The organism is Streptomyces sp. NPDC052052 (assembly GCF_040680455.1).
Taxonomy (GTDB): domain Bacteria; phylum Actinomycetota; class Actinomycetes; order Streptomycetales; family Streptomycetaceae; genus Streptomyces.
Map to the genome: position 1 here is coordinate 1 of NZ_JBFAWU010000001.1, position 14,641 is coordinate 14,641.

Consider the following 14,641-nt stretch of genomic DNA (forward strand, 5'->3'; position numbering starts at 1 on the left):
GTGCGACAGCAGTGTGTACGAGACCAGGGACAGCTCCGGGTGGAGGCGGGCTGCCCGCGGGCCGGCCCCCCGGACCGGCCAGGCCTGCGGTCAGTGGAAGGTGTGCTCCGCGGCCGGGAAGCTGCCTCCCACGACCTCCTCGGCGAACTCCTTCGCCGCGTCACCGAGCGTCTGGCGCAGATTCGCGTACTGCTTGGTGAAGCGCGGGACCTTGCCGCCGGTCAGCCCGACCATGTCGGTGTAGACCAGCACCTGGGCGTCCGTGTCGGGACCGGCGCCGATACCGACGGTCGGGATGTGCAGGGTGCGGGTGACCTCGGCGGCCAGCTCGGCCGGTACGAGCTCCAGGACGACGGCGAAGGCCCCCGCGTCCTGCACGGCCTTGGCATCGCGCAGCAACTGCTGGGCGGCCTCCTCACCGCGGCCCTGCACCCGGTAGCCCATCGCGTTGACGGACTGCGGGGTCAGACCGATGTGGGCCATGACCGGGATACCGGCCTCGACCAGCAGCCGGATCTGGTCGTGGCTGCGTTCACCGCCCTCCAGCTTGACCGCACCGACGCCCGACTCCTTGATCAGCCGGGTCGCGTTGCGCAGGGCCTGGACGGGCCCTTCCTGGTACGCCCCGAAGGGCAGGTCGGCGACGATCAGCGCACGCCGGGTACCCCGGACGACAGCGGCGGACAGGACGGCCATCTCGTCCATCGTGACGGGCACGGTGGTCTCGTAGCCGAGGTGACAGTTGCCCATGGAGTCGCCGACGAGCATGACCGGGATACCGGCCTCGTCGAAGACGGACGCGGTCATCGCGTCGTAGGCGGTGAGCATGGGCCACTTCTCGCCGCGCTCCGTGGCGGCGGCGATGTCATGGATGGTGATACGGCGGGTGCTCTTGCCTCCGTACAGCGCCTTGCTGCTGTCGGTGGAGGTACCCGCGGGGGATACGGCGGCCTTGTTCTGCGCAGCCTGTAGCGACATTGCCAACGGCTCCTTCATCATCTCGAGGCGCCCTGACGGCGTCCCCGGACCGGTTCCATGGTGGCATCCGTCGGCCACCCACGGGAAGTGGGCCGGTGCCCCACCGGGCGTGGTCCCGCACACACGCTCCGCAGACGGGCGGTCCACCTGCCCGAAACCGCCGACGGCCGACGCGCCGGGGCCGATGAGCCGTCCGAGTGTGATCGTTCTGTCACAAGCCTCCTCGGACCCCTCCGAGCCGGAACTCTCCGCACCCCGCCCTTCGTCCTCCTGGCAGTACGGCCGTCGTGGACGGCGGGAATCGTGCCGGCCATCACCTAGGGTCGAGGGCGCGGCGACAGGTACGGCAAGGCAGTGAGGACAGCACCATGGTGCAGGCGTACGGAGCGGACACCGGGAACGGCCGTGCGGAGCCGCAGCGCACGGGGCCCGGATCCCGTCTCCAGGGCCTGCGCGACCGATGGACCCGCTGGACCCGCGACCCGGGCAGCTGGCGGCGCGGCATCGTCCTCGCCCTCTGCGCGGTCCTCATCACCCTCGTGATGCTCTGGCACTCCGACATCCCGAACACCATCGGCAACCTGGGCAGCCTCATCGAGACGTTCCTGCCATGGATCGGTCTGTTCATCCCGCTACTGCTGATCCTTGGCCTGGTACGGCGCTCGGCGACCGCGCTGATCGCCCTGGTGCTGCCGGTCGCGGTCTGGCTCAACGGGTTCGGCGGACTGCTCACCGACAAATCGGGCAGCGGCGGCGACCTCACCGTGGCCACCCACAACGTCAACGCCGGGAACCCCGACCCCACGGGCACCGCCCGGCAGGTCGCCGGCTCGGGGGCCGACGTCATCGCCCTGGAGGAGCTGCCGAGCGGCAAGGTGTCGACGTACGAGGCGGCACTCGCCGCCCGCTACCCGTACCACTCGGTGCAGGGGACCGTCGGGCTGTGGAGCAAGTACCCGCTGAGCGGGACCCGGCCGGTCGACATCAAGATGGGCTGGACCCGGGCGATGCGTTCCACCGTGAAGACGCCCCAGGGCGAGGTCGCCGTCTACGTGGCCCATCTGCCCTCCGTACGCATCAAGCTGCACGCCGGATTCACCGCCAACCAGCGCGACGACAGCGTGGACGCCCTGGGCGAGGCCATCGCCGACGAGCAGCTGGACAGGGTCGTCCTGCTCGGTGACCTCAACGGCACGATGAACGACCGCGCACTCAAGGCGGTCACCTCCCAGATGAGGTCCACCCAGGGCGCCGCCGGCGACGGCTTCGGCTTCAGCTGGCCGGCCTCGTTCCCGATGGCGCGGATCGACCAGATCATGGTGAGGGGCGTCGAGCCGATGTCGTCGTGGACCCTCCCGGCGACGGACAGCGACCACCTCCCGATCGCGGCGCGCGTGGAGCTGTGAGCGGCGGCCGGCCCGGTCGTACTGCGGCGGATCCGCACTCAGCGCGGCGGTCCTGATGGCTCCGCCGAGGCAAGTCGTACCGCCGGCGGGAGTGGCACGTGCTCGGGGCAGGCCTCGAACGCCTGGATCGCCAACGCGGCAAAGCGTCGTGAGGCCATGACCTGAGCGGCGGTCGATGCGGCACGGATCCCTTTGTTGGCCATGAGGATGAGGATCAGGTCGTCCAGGACGAAGTCGGACCTCAGACGTCCCGTCTCCTTGGCTCGCTGGGCCAGCGCGGCGACCGCGACCACCGTGTACTCCCGGCCTGCGGCAACATCCGCGGTATCCGGGAAACTCGACAGGAACGCTTCCGTGAAGCCGCGATCGCGCGCGTGCAACTCGCAGATCCGCTCGATCACCTGGCACAGGCCACGCCACGGATCCGGCTCCGCGCACCCCTCGTCGACAATGGCGCGGCATGCGTTCAGCTGGTCGGCAAATGCCTCGGCGACCAGCGCCTGCTTGGTCGGGAAGCGGCGGTACAAGGTGGCGGGCCCCACTCCTGCCCGCCGCGCGATCTCCCGCATCGGCACGTCCAGGCCATCGGCGGAGAACAGTGCGCGGGCCGCTTCGAGGATGCGCGCGCGATTGTCCTGAGCGTCGGAACGCAGCGAACGAGGCACATGACCGGTCACCGCTCTCACTTTAGCCAAGTGGACGGAGGCGTCCGTTACGGTCCGAGATGTCAGTGGGACCCAGCTCGTGCGGCTCTGCTGCCGCGATACGGCGGCGGACAGCTTCCCTCGCCGCCACCGGGGCGACGCCTGCCGGCGGGCGCTGGAGCAGGACCGCGCTCGGGCGGTTCGGGAACATGGAGTCGACCTTGAAGGCAATCGTGATCCAGACGTTCGGAGGCCCTGAGGGGCTGGCGGTGGTCGACCTGCCGGATCCCACACCTGCTGCCGGGCAGGTGTTGATCGCCACCGAGGCGGTGGGCGTGGGCGGTGTCGACACCCTGATCCGAAGCGGGGCGCTGGCCTCCTACGGCTTCCAGGAGGGCCACATCCCCGGCGGTGAGGTGGCAGGTACCGTCACTGCGGTCGGTGACGGCGTCGACGCGTCATGGATCGGCCGGCGGGTGTGGGGCTTCACCGGCACTGGCGGAGGCTACGTCGAACAGGCCCTCGCACCGGTCGAGCAGATTCTCCCCCTGCCCACCGGCCTGTCCGCCGCCGCAGCGGTGACACTCGGCAGTGCCGGAGCGGTGGCCCGCTTCGGGCTGCGGCACGCTCGCTTCGCACCCGGCGAGGCGGTCCTTGTGCGCGGAGCGGCCGGCAGCATCGGGATCATGGCAGTGCAGCTCGCGGCCCGCGGTGGTGCCGCCGCGGTGGCGGTCACGACATCGTCGACCGAACGCGGCGAGCGCCTGCGGCGTCTCGGCGCGACCCTCGTGCTGGACCGCTACGGCGACGGCGGGACAGAGGCTCCTGAGGGTTACGACGTCATCATCGATGTGGTGGCGGGCACGGACATGCCCTCGTTCTTCGACAGGCTCAACCCCAACGGCCGCATGGTGGCCGTGGGCGCAGTCGCAGGACAGCCGCCCGCCGATTTCGGCGCGAAGATCATGACAGCGTTCCAGAAGTCGATGTCCTTCGCTGCCTTCAGCGCGGCCACCGTCCCCCAGGCCGACCTGCGCGCCGCGCGAAGCAAACTGTTCACTACGGCCGACCGCGGCGAGATCGAAGCAGTGGTGCACGAGGTGCTGCCGCTGGACGGAGCTGCGCTTGCGCACCGGAAGATGGACGCCGGTGAGGTCTTCGGCAGGATCGTACTGGCGCCGTAGCCCCGCGCGACTCCCTCGCCCGACATGCCGCGCGGGGTGGGCAATGGCTCCCTGGTGGGTATCTGGCGGATAGTCACCGGATGACGCGCCAGTCCGGCGTACCGTGGCGCTGGAGGTGGTGAGGGGATGGGCACGGAACTCACGGAGCTGGCCGACAACGTCCGCAAGTACCGGCGTCGGGCCGGGATGAGCCAGGAGGAACTGGCCCACGCCGCAGGCGTGTCGCCGGGCACGGTGCGCAAGGTGGAGCAGGGCGGAACGGTCCGCATGGAGACGCTGCACACCCTCGCCCGCGCCCTGGGGGTGACCACGGCAACGTTGCTGGCCCCGGACGCCCCGCAGCCGGTGGGCCGCGCCGAGGACACGAACCGCGTCAACCTCATCGAGTTACGGGCCGCCCTGACCCCGCCGGTCGGGTTGGCCGACGCGGGCGGCGAGACCGGCGAGGAGGAGCCCAACGTACGCCGCTTCCGCCGGGCGGTGCATGACGGCGCGGTGCTGTACCACTCCGACAGTTACAAGAGCGTCGCCTCCCAACTCCCTGGGCTCCTGCGGGATGCCGACAGTGCGGTCGCCTACTACGACAATGGCGAAGAACACCGCCGAGCGCTCCTGGCCCGAGCCGAAGCCCTGCAACTGGCCGGCCGCTACCTCACGCAGGTCCGCCAGTACGACCTCGCCTACACCGCGCTGTCCGCGGCGATCGCCGACGCCCGCCGCGCCGCGGACACCCTCACCGCAGCATCCGGCGTGATCGGCATGTGCTGGCTGCTGCTGCGCCAGGGCCGACTGGACGAGGCCGAGCACCTGGCCGCCCGGACCGCCGACATGATCGAGCCGAGGCTGTCCAGGGCGACCCCCGACGCATGCGCGGCATGGGGCTGGCTGGCACTACGGGCCGCTGCTGCCGCAGGTCGCAACAACCGCCCCCAGGAGGCCCGCCACTACCACCGCGTGGCCAACACGGCGGCATCAGCGGTGGGACGGGAGCACACCGGCTCGTACTTCCGGCACTGGACGACCTTCGGCCCACTGACCGTCGGAATGAAGGGCATCGAGGACGCCATGGTCGTGGGTGACGCACGCACCGTCGTCCGCAAGGCCGGCGAAGACGCCCTGTCTCCCAAGGCGTGGAAGAGCACCGGGCGTCCGAGTGACGACAACTGGAACCGCCACCGCATGGACGTGGCACGCGCCCACACCCGCACCGGTGACCTGACCGCGGCGATGGACGAGCTGACCGGAGTACGCCGAGCGTCCCCTCAGTGGCTCAGGCACCAGCACGTGGCCGCCGAGACCATGCAGGAGATCCTGAAGAAGCGCAAGCGCACGCTCACTGCCGAGATGCGAGACATGGCCTCCTACCTGGGTGTCGTCGGATAGCTAGTGGCTCGGCAGGCAGCTTTGGCCGGGTAATGCGTCCCGGCGCGGATGGGTGAGTCGGGAGCGAAGCTGGTCTTCGGTTCGGCGTGAGCGTTGTGCCAGCGGATGTATGCTGCCCGGCGAAGTTTCACCGGTCCTTCACGGTCCGGCTGATCCGCTGCAGCCTCTGGCCCTCGTCCATCGTGACTGGACGGACGAACACACTCGGTCGTCGTCCCACGACCACCTCCAAGATCAGGTCTCGGAGACAGTCTGCTGACCGACGAGAGCGGGTCGCGCGACTGGCCTGAGCGCCTCGGCCGGCGAGTCGGCAGGGCGCAGTTTGCGAACAGGCCCCCAGTCACACTGCCGACGGTTCCAAGGCAACTCCGTCACGGAACCGGAACCCCAAGGCGTGAACGAGCGCGAAGACCAAGTCCTCCGCAAGCGGATCAGACTCAGCCACCAGGGCAGCCCCAAGCGCCACCGGGTCCGGTTGAAGGCCAGCCCCTTGAGCCCAGGTTGCAGCTCGCTCACATACTTCGGCCGAATCGCTGATCCACTCACCAGGGAGGCCGTAATCCCCCGCCATCTTCGGCGACAGAGCGCATTGCCATGACAGGTCATCGGGACTCGCTGCCTGAACGGTCGCGAAATCGCTGTCAATAACATGACAGACCAAGACAGGAGCGTGCGTCTCGCCAATGATCGAAGGCTCCGGATCCGCGGTGGGACACGCTTGCAGGATCTGCCACTCGCCATCGCGCGCCAACCACAACGGCACACAGCCCGACGCCTGTATCGCCGCCAACTCCGTCAGCGGCCGGCTGGCTCGCGCCACGATGAAAGACCCCGAGAACCCCATGACCGGGAACGATAGCGGCGATCACTGACGCTGTTGATTATCCGGCCAAGGCTGTGTGACAAGCCACTAGAACCCAGCGCGGCACTTCTGCCTCAGTGTCACGAACTGTTCTCACGCACGCCTGAAGTGATGCCAAGTCATGTTTTACGGTCGCTTTGTCCCCATCAGTGACCCAGTCGGTGCGATACAACCGCATCCCCGCCCCAGCCCGCGGTTGCGCTCAGTCGAGGACCGGGTGCAGTTCCGGGCGGGATTCCCACCATGTGCGGTAGAAGGTGTTGTTGGGGATGCTGTCGAGGTACGCGCGTGCCGCAGCCCGGTAGAGCAGGCCGGCGCGCCGCTCGGAGACCGCGGCCCGGTTCCAGGCGATTCGGATGCGGCCGGTGAGCGGGTCGCCGACCAGCGGGCGCAGGACCGTGCCCTCGGCGGGCGGCGAGGTGGGCTGGCACAGGGAGATGGCCCGTCCGGCGGCGATCAGTTCCCAACGCACCTTGCGGTCGGCGATCCGGTAGCGCAGCGTCGGTGTGAAGCCGGCCCGGAGACACGCGTCGGCCATGGCCTTCGGGGCGCCGTCGCCGTCGTCGGTCAGTGTCGTCCAGGTCTCGCCTGCCAGGTCGGTGAGCTCGATCTGCTCCTGCCCCGCCAGTGGGTGAGTGGCCGACAGGCGCACGCAGGCCGGCTCTTTCCGGGCGTGCGCCGACCGAAGAGGGATGCCCGCGACGCGCTCCGTTGCAACAGCCTGTTCACCTCCGCGTAGACCTCGTCTGTCACACTTTGTTCCGCGCGAGTACTTACCCCGGCCGGCAACGAAGCCGCCGCACCCCCTGCTGCCGCCCTGCCTGCACCGGCCGGGCGGCCTCCCTTCGAAAGAGGTCCTTCTTCATGCCCCTGGCCCTGCTCGCACTCGCTGTGAGCGCCTTCGGCATCGGTACCACGGAGTTCGTGATGATGGGCCTGCTGCCCAACGTCGCGGACGACCTGGGCACCTCCGTACCCACCGCGGGCCATCTCGTCTCGGCGTACGCGATCGGCGTCGTCGTCGGCGCCCCGCTGCTCACCGCCGTCGGCTCCCGGATCCCGCGCAAGCGGATGCTCCTGCTGCTGATGGCCCTCTTCACGGTCGGCAACCTCGCCTCCGCGCTCGCTCCCGGCTTCGGCTGGCTGCTCGGCGGCCGGTTCCTCGCCGGGCTGCCGCACGGGGCGTTCTTCGGCGTCGGCGCGGTCGTCGCCGCCCGGCTGGTCTCCGAAGGGCGCCGGGCGCGGGCCGTGGCGACCATGTTCCTCGGCCTCACCGTCGCCAACATCGTCGGTGTCCCGGCGGCCACCCTGCTCGGCCAGCACCTCGGCTGGCGGGCCACCTTCCTGGTCGTCGCGGCGATCGGACTCTGCGCGATGGCGGCGCTGGCCCGGCTCGTGCCGCAAGTACCCGTCGACGCTCATCAGCGCCTGGGCCGCGAGGTGCGCGCCCTCGGCAACCGGCAGGTGCTGCTCGGCCTGCTCACCGCTGTGTTCGGCTTCGCCGGGGTGTTCGCCGTGTACTCCTACCTCTCGTCCATGACGACCGAGGTCATGGGCTTCGGGGAGTCCACGGTGACGCTGGTGCTCGCGCTCTTCGGTATCGGCATGACCCTCGGCGCACTCGCCGCGGGCCCGCTCACCGACCGGGCGCTGCGTCCCACGCTGTACGGATCGCTCGGCGCGCTCGCCGTCGTCCTGGTCGTCTTCCCGTACGCCGTCCACGTGCGGTGGGCGGCGCTGGTGATGGTGGTGCTGCTCGGCGGGGTCGGCTTCATGACGACCACCCCGCTCCAGATGCTGGTCATGAACAAGGCCAAGGACGCCCCGACCCTGGCGTCCGCCTCCAACCACTCCGCGTTCAACCTGGCCAACGCGGGTGGCGCGTGGCTCGGCGGTGTGGCGATCACGGCGGGCTGGGGCTGGACGTCCCCGGCCCTGGTCGGCGCCGCCCTCGCGGTCGCAGGGCTGGCGGTGGCGGTCACGGCAGGTCTGCTGGACCGGGACGGCCGGGGCGTGTCACGCATCGTCGCGGGAGCGGGAGCGGGAGCGGGAGCGGGAGCGGGCACGAGTGCGGGCACCGACCCGCGGCCTGAGCTGAGCGAGGCCGGGGCGGACGCGCGCTGAAGCGCAGCCGCACGGGCCATCGCGCGTCGGCCGGGCCCGGTCCCGGGCCCGGCCGACGACTGCGGACGGAACGATCACCGGCAGGTCCGGTGATCCACCGCTCACTGCGACTCGCGCCACCGGTTGGTGATCGGCAGCCGCCGGTCCTTGCCGAAGCCCTTCGCGGAGATCTTCGTGCCCGGCGGGTACTGCCGCCGCTTGTACTCCGCCGTGTCCACCATCCGCAGCGTCTTCGCCACCAGCGCCGTGTCGAACCCGGCCGCGACGATCTCGTCCAGGCCCCGGTCCCGGTCGACGTACAGCTCCAGGATCCGGTCCAGCACGTCGTAGTCGGGCAGCGAGTCCGTGTCGACCTGGCCCGGCCGCAGCTCGGCGCTGGGCGGCTTGGTGATGGACGCCTCCGGAATCGGCGGGGTCTGCCCGCGCTGCTCGGCGACGCGGTTGCGCCACTTCGCGAGGCGGAAGATGGACGTCTTGTAGACGTCCTTGATCGGGCCGTACGCCCCGACCGAGTCGCCGTACAGCGTCGAGTAGCCGACCGCCAGCTCGGACTTGTTGCCCGGCGCGAGGACGATCTGGCCCTCCTGGTTGGAGACGGCCATCAGCATGGTGCCGCGCAGCCGGGACTGGAGGTTCTCCTCGGCGAGGCCGGTGAGCCCCAGCGAGCCCATGTACGCGTCGAACATCGGCTCGATCGGTACGGTGCGGAAGTTCAGCCCGGTACGGCGGGCCAGCTCGGCCGCGTCGCCCTTGGAGTGGTCCGAGGAGTACTTCGAGGGCATCGAGATGCCGTACACGTTCTGTGCGCCCACGGCGTCGCAGGCGATGGCCGCGACCAGCGCCGAGTCGATCCCGCCGGAGAGCCCGATCAGCACACTGCCGAAGCCGTTCTTGGCGGCGTACGCGCGCAGGCCCACGACCAGCGCCGAGTACAGCTCCTCGTCGTCGTCGAGGCGTTCCGCGTAACCGCCGGTCAGCTCCGGCTCGTAGGCCGCCAGGGGCTCATCGGAGAGCACCACGCGGTCGATCCGCAGACCGTCGTTCACGACACCGGTCGGTGCGTCGGCCGCGGCGGCCGGCAGGTCCAGGTCGAGCACGACGCAGCCCTCGGCGAACTGCGGGGCCCGGGCGATCACCTCGCCGTCGCGGTCGACGACGATCGAGTCGCCGTCGAAGACCAGCTCGTCCTGGCCGCCGATCATCGCCAGGTACGCGGTGGTGCAGCCGGCCTCCTGGGCCCGCTTGCGGACGAGTTCCAGCCGGGTGTCGTCCTTGTCCCGCTCGTACGGCGAGGCGTTGATCGACAGCAGCAGTCCGGCACCGGCGGCTCGTGCGGCCGGCACCCGGCCGCCGTCCTGCCAGAGGTCCTCGCAGATGGCGAGTGCCACGTCGACGCCATGGACCCGCACGACCGGCATCGAGTCGCCCGGCACGAAGTAGCGGAACTCGTCGAAGACGCCGTAGTTGGGAAGGTGGTGCTTGGCGAAGGCCAGCGCGACCTGTCCGCGGTGCAGCACCGCGGCGGCGTTCTGCGGGGCGCCGGCGGGCTGCCCGTAGCGGGGCTGGGCCGTCCCGGAGCGGTCGAGGTAACCGACGACGACCGGCAGCTCCCCGAAGCCCTCCGCGTCGAGGCGGGCCGCGAGCGCGCGCAGCGCCTGACGCGACGCCTCGACGAAGGACGAGCGCAGGGCCAGGTCCTCGACGGGGTAGCCGGTCAGCATCATCTCGGGGAACGCCACCAGATGGGCGCCCTGTTCGGCGGAGTGCCGGGTCCAGTGGACGATCGCCTCGGCGTTGCCGGAGAGGTCACCGACGGTCGAGTCGATCTGATTCAGTGCGAGGCGTAGTTGAGGCACGCGCACCAGTGTAATCGTCTGACTGACGCAATGTCCCGGCGGGCCGGGCGGCCGCCGTGCGGCCCGCCGGGGACGGCTCAGCGCCGGTAGCCGAGGACCGTCATCATGCCCACGTCCGAGTGGTAGATGTTGTGGCAGTGGAGCATCCACAGGCCCGGGTTGTCCGCGTCGAACTCCACGGCCAGCGAGCTGTTCGGCCGGATGATCGCGGTGTCCTTGCGCGCCCAGGCGCCCTGGCCCCGGTGGGAGGCCTTGCGGCTGGGGCCGGCCGCGCCGACCAGCCCGAACGAGTGCCCGTGCAGATGGATCGGGTGCCACATCTCCGTGATGTTGTAGAACTCCAGCCGGACCCGTTCACCCAACCTGACCGGATGGCGGACGCTGGGGTCGTACGGCTTGTGGTCGAAGGCCCAGTTGAAGGCGCCCATGTCGCCGGTCATCTTGAACCGCAGGGTCCGGTCGGATTCGCGGACGGACAGGGTCACGGATTCGTCCGGCGACAGGTCGTGCGCCTCGACCAGCTCCCCGTCCAGCTCCTTCGGCCGTACCGAGGCGCTGGGCGCCGCACCCTTCCCGGTGCGCAGCAGGGCCAGTGCCGATGCCTTCTTGCCTTCGGCGAGCGCGGTCAGCGGGAACACCCCGTCCTTGGCGGTGACCAGCACGTCGTACCGCTCGCCCATGCCCAGCAGCAGGGCGTCCGTCGAGGTGTGCCGGACCGGGTAGCCGTCGGTGTGGGTGATGGTCAGCCGGTGGCCGCCGAGCGCGACACGGAAGGCGGTGTCGCCGCCCGCGTTGATGATGCGCAGCCGGATCCGGTCGCCGGGCTTGGCGGTGAAGGAGGTGGGGGCCTCCGGGATGCGGCCGTTGATCAGGTAGTGCGGGTAGGCGACGTCACCCCCGTGGCTGTCGAGCAGTTCGCTGTAGGAGTCCTTCGCCATCCGCGAGGGCCCGGTCCGGCCCTTGGTGGACTTGGGGGAACCTCCGTGCCCGGTGTGGCCCGTACCACTCCCGCTGCCCTGTCCCGATCCGCCGTGGTTCATGCCTCCCTTGCCGCCGCTGAGCTCGTAGAGCACCGAGTCCGGCGTGGACCCGTCCACCCCGTCGACCCAGTCGTCGAGGACGACGACCCACTCCTTGTCGTAACGGAGGGGTTCCTTGGGGTCGTCGACGATCAGCGGGGCGTACAGGCCGCGGTCCTGCTGGACGCCGGTGTGCGGATGGAACCAGTACGTCCCCGGGTGCGGCACCTTGAAGCGGTACGCGTACGCGGCGCCCTCCTTGATGGGCGGCTGGGTCAGATCGGGTACGCCGTCCATGTCGTTGCGCACGTTGAGCCCGTGCCAGTGCAGGCTGGTCGTCGTCGGAAGGTGATTGGCGAGGGTGAGCGCCAGGGTGTCGCCCACCTTGACCCGGAGCTCCCGGCCGGGCAGCCGGGCGTCGTACGCCCAGGAGCTGACGACGAGGCCGCCGCCCAGGTCGAGGCGGGACGGGGTCGCGGTGAGGTCGATCTTGTGTACGGGGCCCGAGGCGGCCCGGCGGGCCTCGGCCGCGATGACCTCCTCCCCGTCCGGGGACACGTACTCGCCCTTCCCCCCTCGGGGGGAGGCGCCGTGGTGCGTGCCGCCTCGGGTCGTGCCGTCGGCGTTCGCACCGCCGGCCTTCGTACCGCTGCGGCCCGCGCCGGATTCGCCGGAGCAGGCGGCCAGGGCTGCCGCACCGGCCGTGGCGACAGCGGCGCCGAGTACGGCGCGTCGGGTGGGTGGAGTACGCATGGCGGAAGTACCTCGGGGTGTTGTCGGTGTCGGGGGCTGCCGGGGGAGGGGTGCCACCCCTCCGCTATCTCCAGCGGGCAGAACTCCGACAACGGGGCGGTGCGGGCCCGGACCGGTCGCGCGGCCGGCGACCCGACGTCCCCGAGGAGGTGACCGACCCCGGTGGGCAGCACGGAGTACGGAGACGACTGTCCGTATGCCATGCATCTACTCAGGGTCATGTTCAGCACCCTACCCCCGCCCCGTATGCACCGCGCGCGGAAACGTATCGCCTCTGTGGGGGAGGGCCGAGGAGGAGGGGCCGACGCCGCTCGTGCGGAAGGGCTCGGTGTCCCTCGCGTGCGAGGGACACCGAGCCCTTTCAGAGCTGACTGCGTGAGCCGGTCAGCTGGGGGAGTAGACCTTCTCCACCCAGGCGGCGAGCTGGTCGTCGGAGAGGTGCTGGGCCAGGTCGGCCTCACTGATCATGCCGACCAGCTTCTTGTTCTCGACCACCGGGAGGCGGCGGATCTTATGGGTCTGCATCTCCTCCAGAACCGTCTCCACGCCCGCGTCCGAGTCGATCCAGCGCGGGGTGCCGTGGGCGAGGTCGCCCGCGGTCATCTTCGACGGGTCATGTCCCGCCGCCACACAGCCGAGCACGATGTCCCGGTCCGTGAGGATGCCGATCATCCGGTCCTCTTCGCCGTGGGCCGAGATGGGCAGCGCGCCCACTTTGTGTTCACGCATCAACTGTGCGGCGCGGTCGAGTGTCTCGTGCGCGGGGATCCATGTGGCCCCGGTGTGCATGATGTCCTTGGCGGTGGTCATGAGGGATTCCTCCTGCGTGCCGGTGGGCATGCCGTGCGGCCCCGAGAGAACCCATCGTCATGGGCCCGTTCGGGGGACGCGACCGCAATCGCCCGTTCGGGTGCACCTTCGGCTCGGGGGAACTTCTCAGGTCCGGGGCTTCGCACCTCGTGCTGCCAGCATCCGGGCCATCATGTCCAGCTCGGACTGCTGGGCCTCGACCATTCCCCGAGCCAGGAGCTTCTCCACTTTCACCGTACACAGCCGGGCGCATCCGCGGGCCATGTCGACGCCGCCCTTGTGGTGGTCGGTCATCAGCTGGAGATAGAGGATCTCGGCCTTCCTGCCGCTCAGGCCGTTGAGCCGGCGCAGCTCCGTCTTCGTGGCCATGCCGGGCATGAGCGAGCCGTCGTGCGCCTGGTAGCCGGACCCCATGCCCGCCATCCCGTCCATGCCGTCCATCCCGTCCATGCCGTCCATGCCGTCCATGCCGTCCATGTCCTCGCTCGTGTGCCCCTCGTGCCCGGCCGTCATCCAGGCCATCGGCTCCTGTCCGGCGGCCGTCTTCGGCAGCTCCCACAGGTCCAGCCAGCCGAGCATCATGCCCCGCTGGTTGGCCTGCGTGTTGGCGATGTCGTACGCGAGGCGGCGCACCTCCTCGTTCTGCGTACGGTCACGCACGATGAAGGACATCTCCACGGCCTGCTGATGGTGGATCGCCATGTCGCGGGCGAAACCGGCGTCCGCCGAGTCCATCGCGGGGGTGCGCGGGGCGGGTGCGGCCGTGTGGTCCGCACCGCCGCCCCGCGCGGAGGCGACCGTCGCCACCCCCGCGAACAGCAGCGCGAGCCCGACGGCGGAGCCGGTCACCCACCGCAGGCGCCGGTCACGTCCCGCCGCGGTCACTGGCCGTCCAGCCCGCCCGTGCACGCCGCACCGGGCTCCGGTGTCTGCGACCCCTGCACGAACTTGGCGAAGAAGCGGTCGACCCGCCGGTCGTCCGCGCTGTCCACCGACACCTGGTTGCCCCAGGCGCTCAGCGTGATCGTCCCGGCCTGGTCCTGGTAGGGGCTCATCAGCGAGTACGGGGTCCTGCCGACCCGCTCGGCGAGCTTCGCCACATCCGCGTCCGAGGCCTTGTCCGTGTACGTCACCCACACCGATCCGTGCTCCAGCGAGTGCACGGCGTTCATGTCGGGGATCGCCTTCTTGTACACCTCCCCGTCGCAGTTCATCCACACGGGGTTGTGGTCACCGCCGACCGGCGGCTTCATCGGATAGGTGACGGTCGTGGTGACGTGGTCGCGGCCCAGCTTCTCCGTGTCCCACGTCTTCAGCCCCTCGATCGGCTCGGCCGCGAGCTTCTTCTGCTCGGCCGCGGACGCCTTCGCGTCCTCGGCCTCGGCGGTGTGCTTCGTCTCCGACGCCTCGGACTTGTCCAGCACCAGGTACGAGCCGAAACCGACCAGGCCGGCGACGACGAGGACGCTCAGACTTATGGCCAGGACGCGGTTGCGGCGGTCCCGCGCCCGGTCGGCGTTGCGCATCTGCTCTATGCGGGTCCTGCGGTCGAAGCTCATGTCGTCAGATCCTTCTGCGAAGGGAGCGGGGGACAACAAGCACGTGGCGAAAAATGGTGCATA

12 protein-coding genes are annotated in these 14,641 nt (G+C 70.2%); 4 read left to right on the forward strand and 8 right to left on the reverse strand.

Annotated elements, in window-relative coordinates; all coding sequences use genetic code 11:
• Positions 1–90: 90 nt before the first annotated feature.
• Positions 91–978 carry a 3-methyl-2-oxobutanoate hydroxymethyltransferase gene (gene panB, locus AB0L71_RS00005; RefSeq protein WP_365236089.1) on the reverse strand — a complete coding sequence of 296 codons (888 nt, stop codon included), beginning with the start codon at positions 976–978 and terminating at the stop codon, positions 91–93.
• 368 nt (positions 979–1,346) lie between these two features.
• Here panB and AB0L71_RS00010 point away from each other — a divergent pair, with 368 nt between their 5' ends.
• Positions 1,347–2,384 (forward strand): endonuclease/exonuclease/phosphatase family protein, encoded by a 1,038-nt coding sequence (locus AB0L71_RS00010; RefSeq protein WP_365236091.1) that lies wholly within the window; start codon positions 1,347–1,349, stop codon positions 2,382–2,384.
• A 38-nt stretch (positions 2,385–2,422) separates the two neighbouring features.
• Here the strand turns inward: AB0L71_RS00010 and AB0L71_RS00015 are convergent, their stop codons facing one another.
• Positions 2,423–3,061: a helix-turn-helix domain-containing protein gene (locus tag AB0L71_RS00015; RefSeq protein WP_365236093.1), complete on the reverse strand. Its 639-nt coding sequence runs from the start codon at positions 3,059–3,061 to the stop codon at positions 2,423–2,425.
• Positions 3,062–3,249: 188 nt separating this feature from the next.
• Here AB0L71_RS00015 and AB0L71_RS00020 point away from each other — a divergent pair, with 188 nt between their 5' ends.
• Both AB0L71_RS00020 and AB0L71_RS00025 read left to right on the forward strand, forming a co-directional pair.
• Positions 3,250–4,212: a zinc-binding dehydrogenase gene (locus tag AB0L71_RS00020; RefSeq protein WP_365236095.1), complete on the forward strand. Its 963-nt coding sequence runs from the start codon at positions 3,250–3,252 to the stop codon at positions 4,210–4,212.
• Between the two features lie 126 nt (positions 4,213–4,338).
• Entirely contained in the window at positions 4,339–5,595 is a 1,257-nt protein-coding gene (locus AB0L71_RS00025; protein WP_365236096.1) for a helix-turn-helix transcriptional regulator, read from the forward strand.
• 1,064 nt (positions 5,596–6,659) lie between these two features.
• On the opposite strand, the gene AB0L71_RS00030 is transcribed toward AB0L71_RS00025, so the two are convergent.
• Positions 6,660–7,151 (reverse strand): LysR substrate-binding domain-containing protein, encoded by a 492-nt coding sequence (locus AB0L71_RS00030; RefSeq protein WP_365236747.1) that lies wholly within the window; start codon positions 7,149–7,151, stop codon positions 6,660–6,662.
• A 170-nt stretch (positions 7,152–7,321) separates the two neighbouring features.
• Here AB0L71_RS00030 and AB0L71_RS00035 point away from each other — a divergent pair, with 170 nt between their 5' ends.
• Positions 7,322–8,581, forward strand: a complete 1,260-nt coding sequence (locus tag AB0L71_RS00035) for an MFS transporter (protein ID WP_365236098.1) — start codon at positions 7,322–7,324, stop codon at positions 8,579–8,581.
• A gap of 101 nt (positions 8,582–8,682) precedes the next feature.
• Here the strand turns inward: AB0L71_RS00035 and AB0L71_RS00040 are convergent, their stop codons facing one another.
• The 5 genes from AB0L71_RS00040 to AB0L71_RS00060 form a co-directional block, all read right to left on the reverse strand.
• On the reverse strand, positions 8,683–10,437 hold the full coding sequence (locus AB0L71_RS00040) for an NAD+ synthase (RefSeq protein WP_365236100.1): 1,755 nt from the start codon (positions 10,435–10,437) through the stop codon (positions 8,683–8,685).
• A 77-nt stretch (positions 10,438–10,514) separates the two neighbouring features.
• A complete protein-coding gene (locus AB0L71_RS00045) occupies positions 10,515–12,209 on the reverse strand; it encodes a multicopper oxidase family protein (RefSeq protein WP_365236102.1) in 1,695 nt (564 codons plus the stop codon).
• Between the two features lie 384 nt (positions 12,210–12,593).
• Positions 12,594–13,019 (reverse strand): CBS domain-containing protein, encoded by a 426-nt coding sequence (locus AB0L71_RS00050; RefSeq protein WP_365236104.1) that lies wholly within the window; start codon positions 13,017–13,019, stop codon positions 12,594–12,596.
• 126 nt (positions 13,020–13,145) lie between these two features.
• The gene (locus tag AB0L71_RS00055) at positions 13,146–13,904 is read right to left on the reverse strand and encodes a DUF305 domain-containing protein (protein ID WP_365236106.1); all 759 of its coding nucleotides are present in this window, start codon (positions 13,902–13,904) and stop codon (positions 13,146–13,148) included.
• Positions 13,901–14,578 carry a DUF3105 domain-containing protein gene (locus AB0L71_RS00060; protein ID WP_365236108.1) on the reverse strand — a complete coding sequence of 226 codons (678 nt, stop codon included), beginning with the start codon at positions 14,576–14,578 and terminating at the stop codon, positions 13,901–13,903. The genes AB0L71_RS00055 and AB0L71_RS00060 overlap by 4 nt, the downstream gene beginning before the upstream one ends.
• Positions 14,579–14,641 lie beyond the last annotated feature (63 nt).

Coding starts and splice junctions, on each gene's coding strand:
- panB (WP_365236089.1), bottom strand. CDS start 978: ATGTCGCTACAGGCTGCGCAGAACAAGGCCGCCGTATCCCCCGCGGGT.
- AB0L71_RS00010 (WP_365236091.1), top strand. CDS start 1,347: ATGGTGCAGGCGTACGGAGCGGACACCGGGAACGGCCGTGCGGAGCCG.
- AB0L71_RS00025 (WP_365236096.1), top strand. CDS start 4,339: ATGGGCACGGAACTCACGGAGCTGGCCGACAACGTCCGCAAGTACCGG.
- AB0L71_RS00035 (WP_365236098.1), top strand. CDS start 7,322: ATGCCCCTGGCCCTGCTCGCACTCGCTGTGAGCGCCTTCGGCATCGGT.
- AB0L71_RS00045 (WP_365236102.1), bottom strand. CDS start 12,209: ATGCGTACTCCACCCACCCGACGCGCCGTACTCGGCGCCGCTGTCGCC.
- AB0L71_RS00050 (WP_365236104.1), bottom strand. CDS start 13,019: ATGACCACCGCCAAGGACATCATGCACACCGGGGCCACATGGATCCCC.
- AB0L71_RS00060 (WP_365236108.1), bottom strand. CDS start 14,578: ATGAGCTTCGACCGCAGGACCCGCATAGAGCAGATGCGCAACGCCGAC.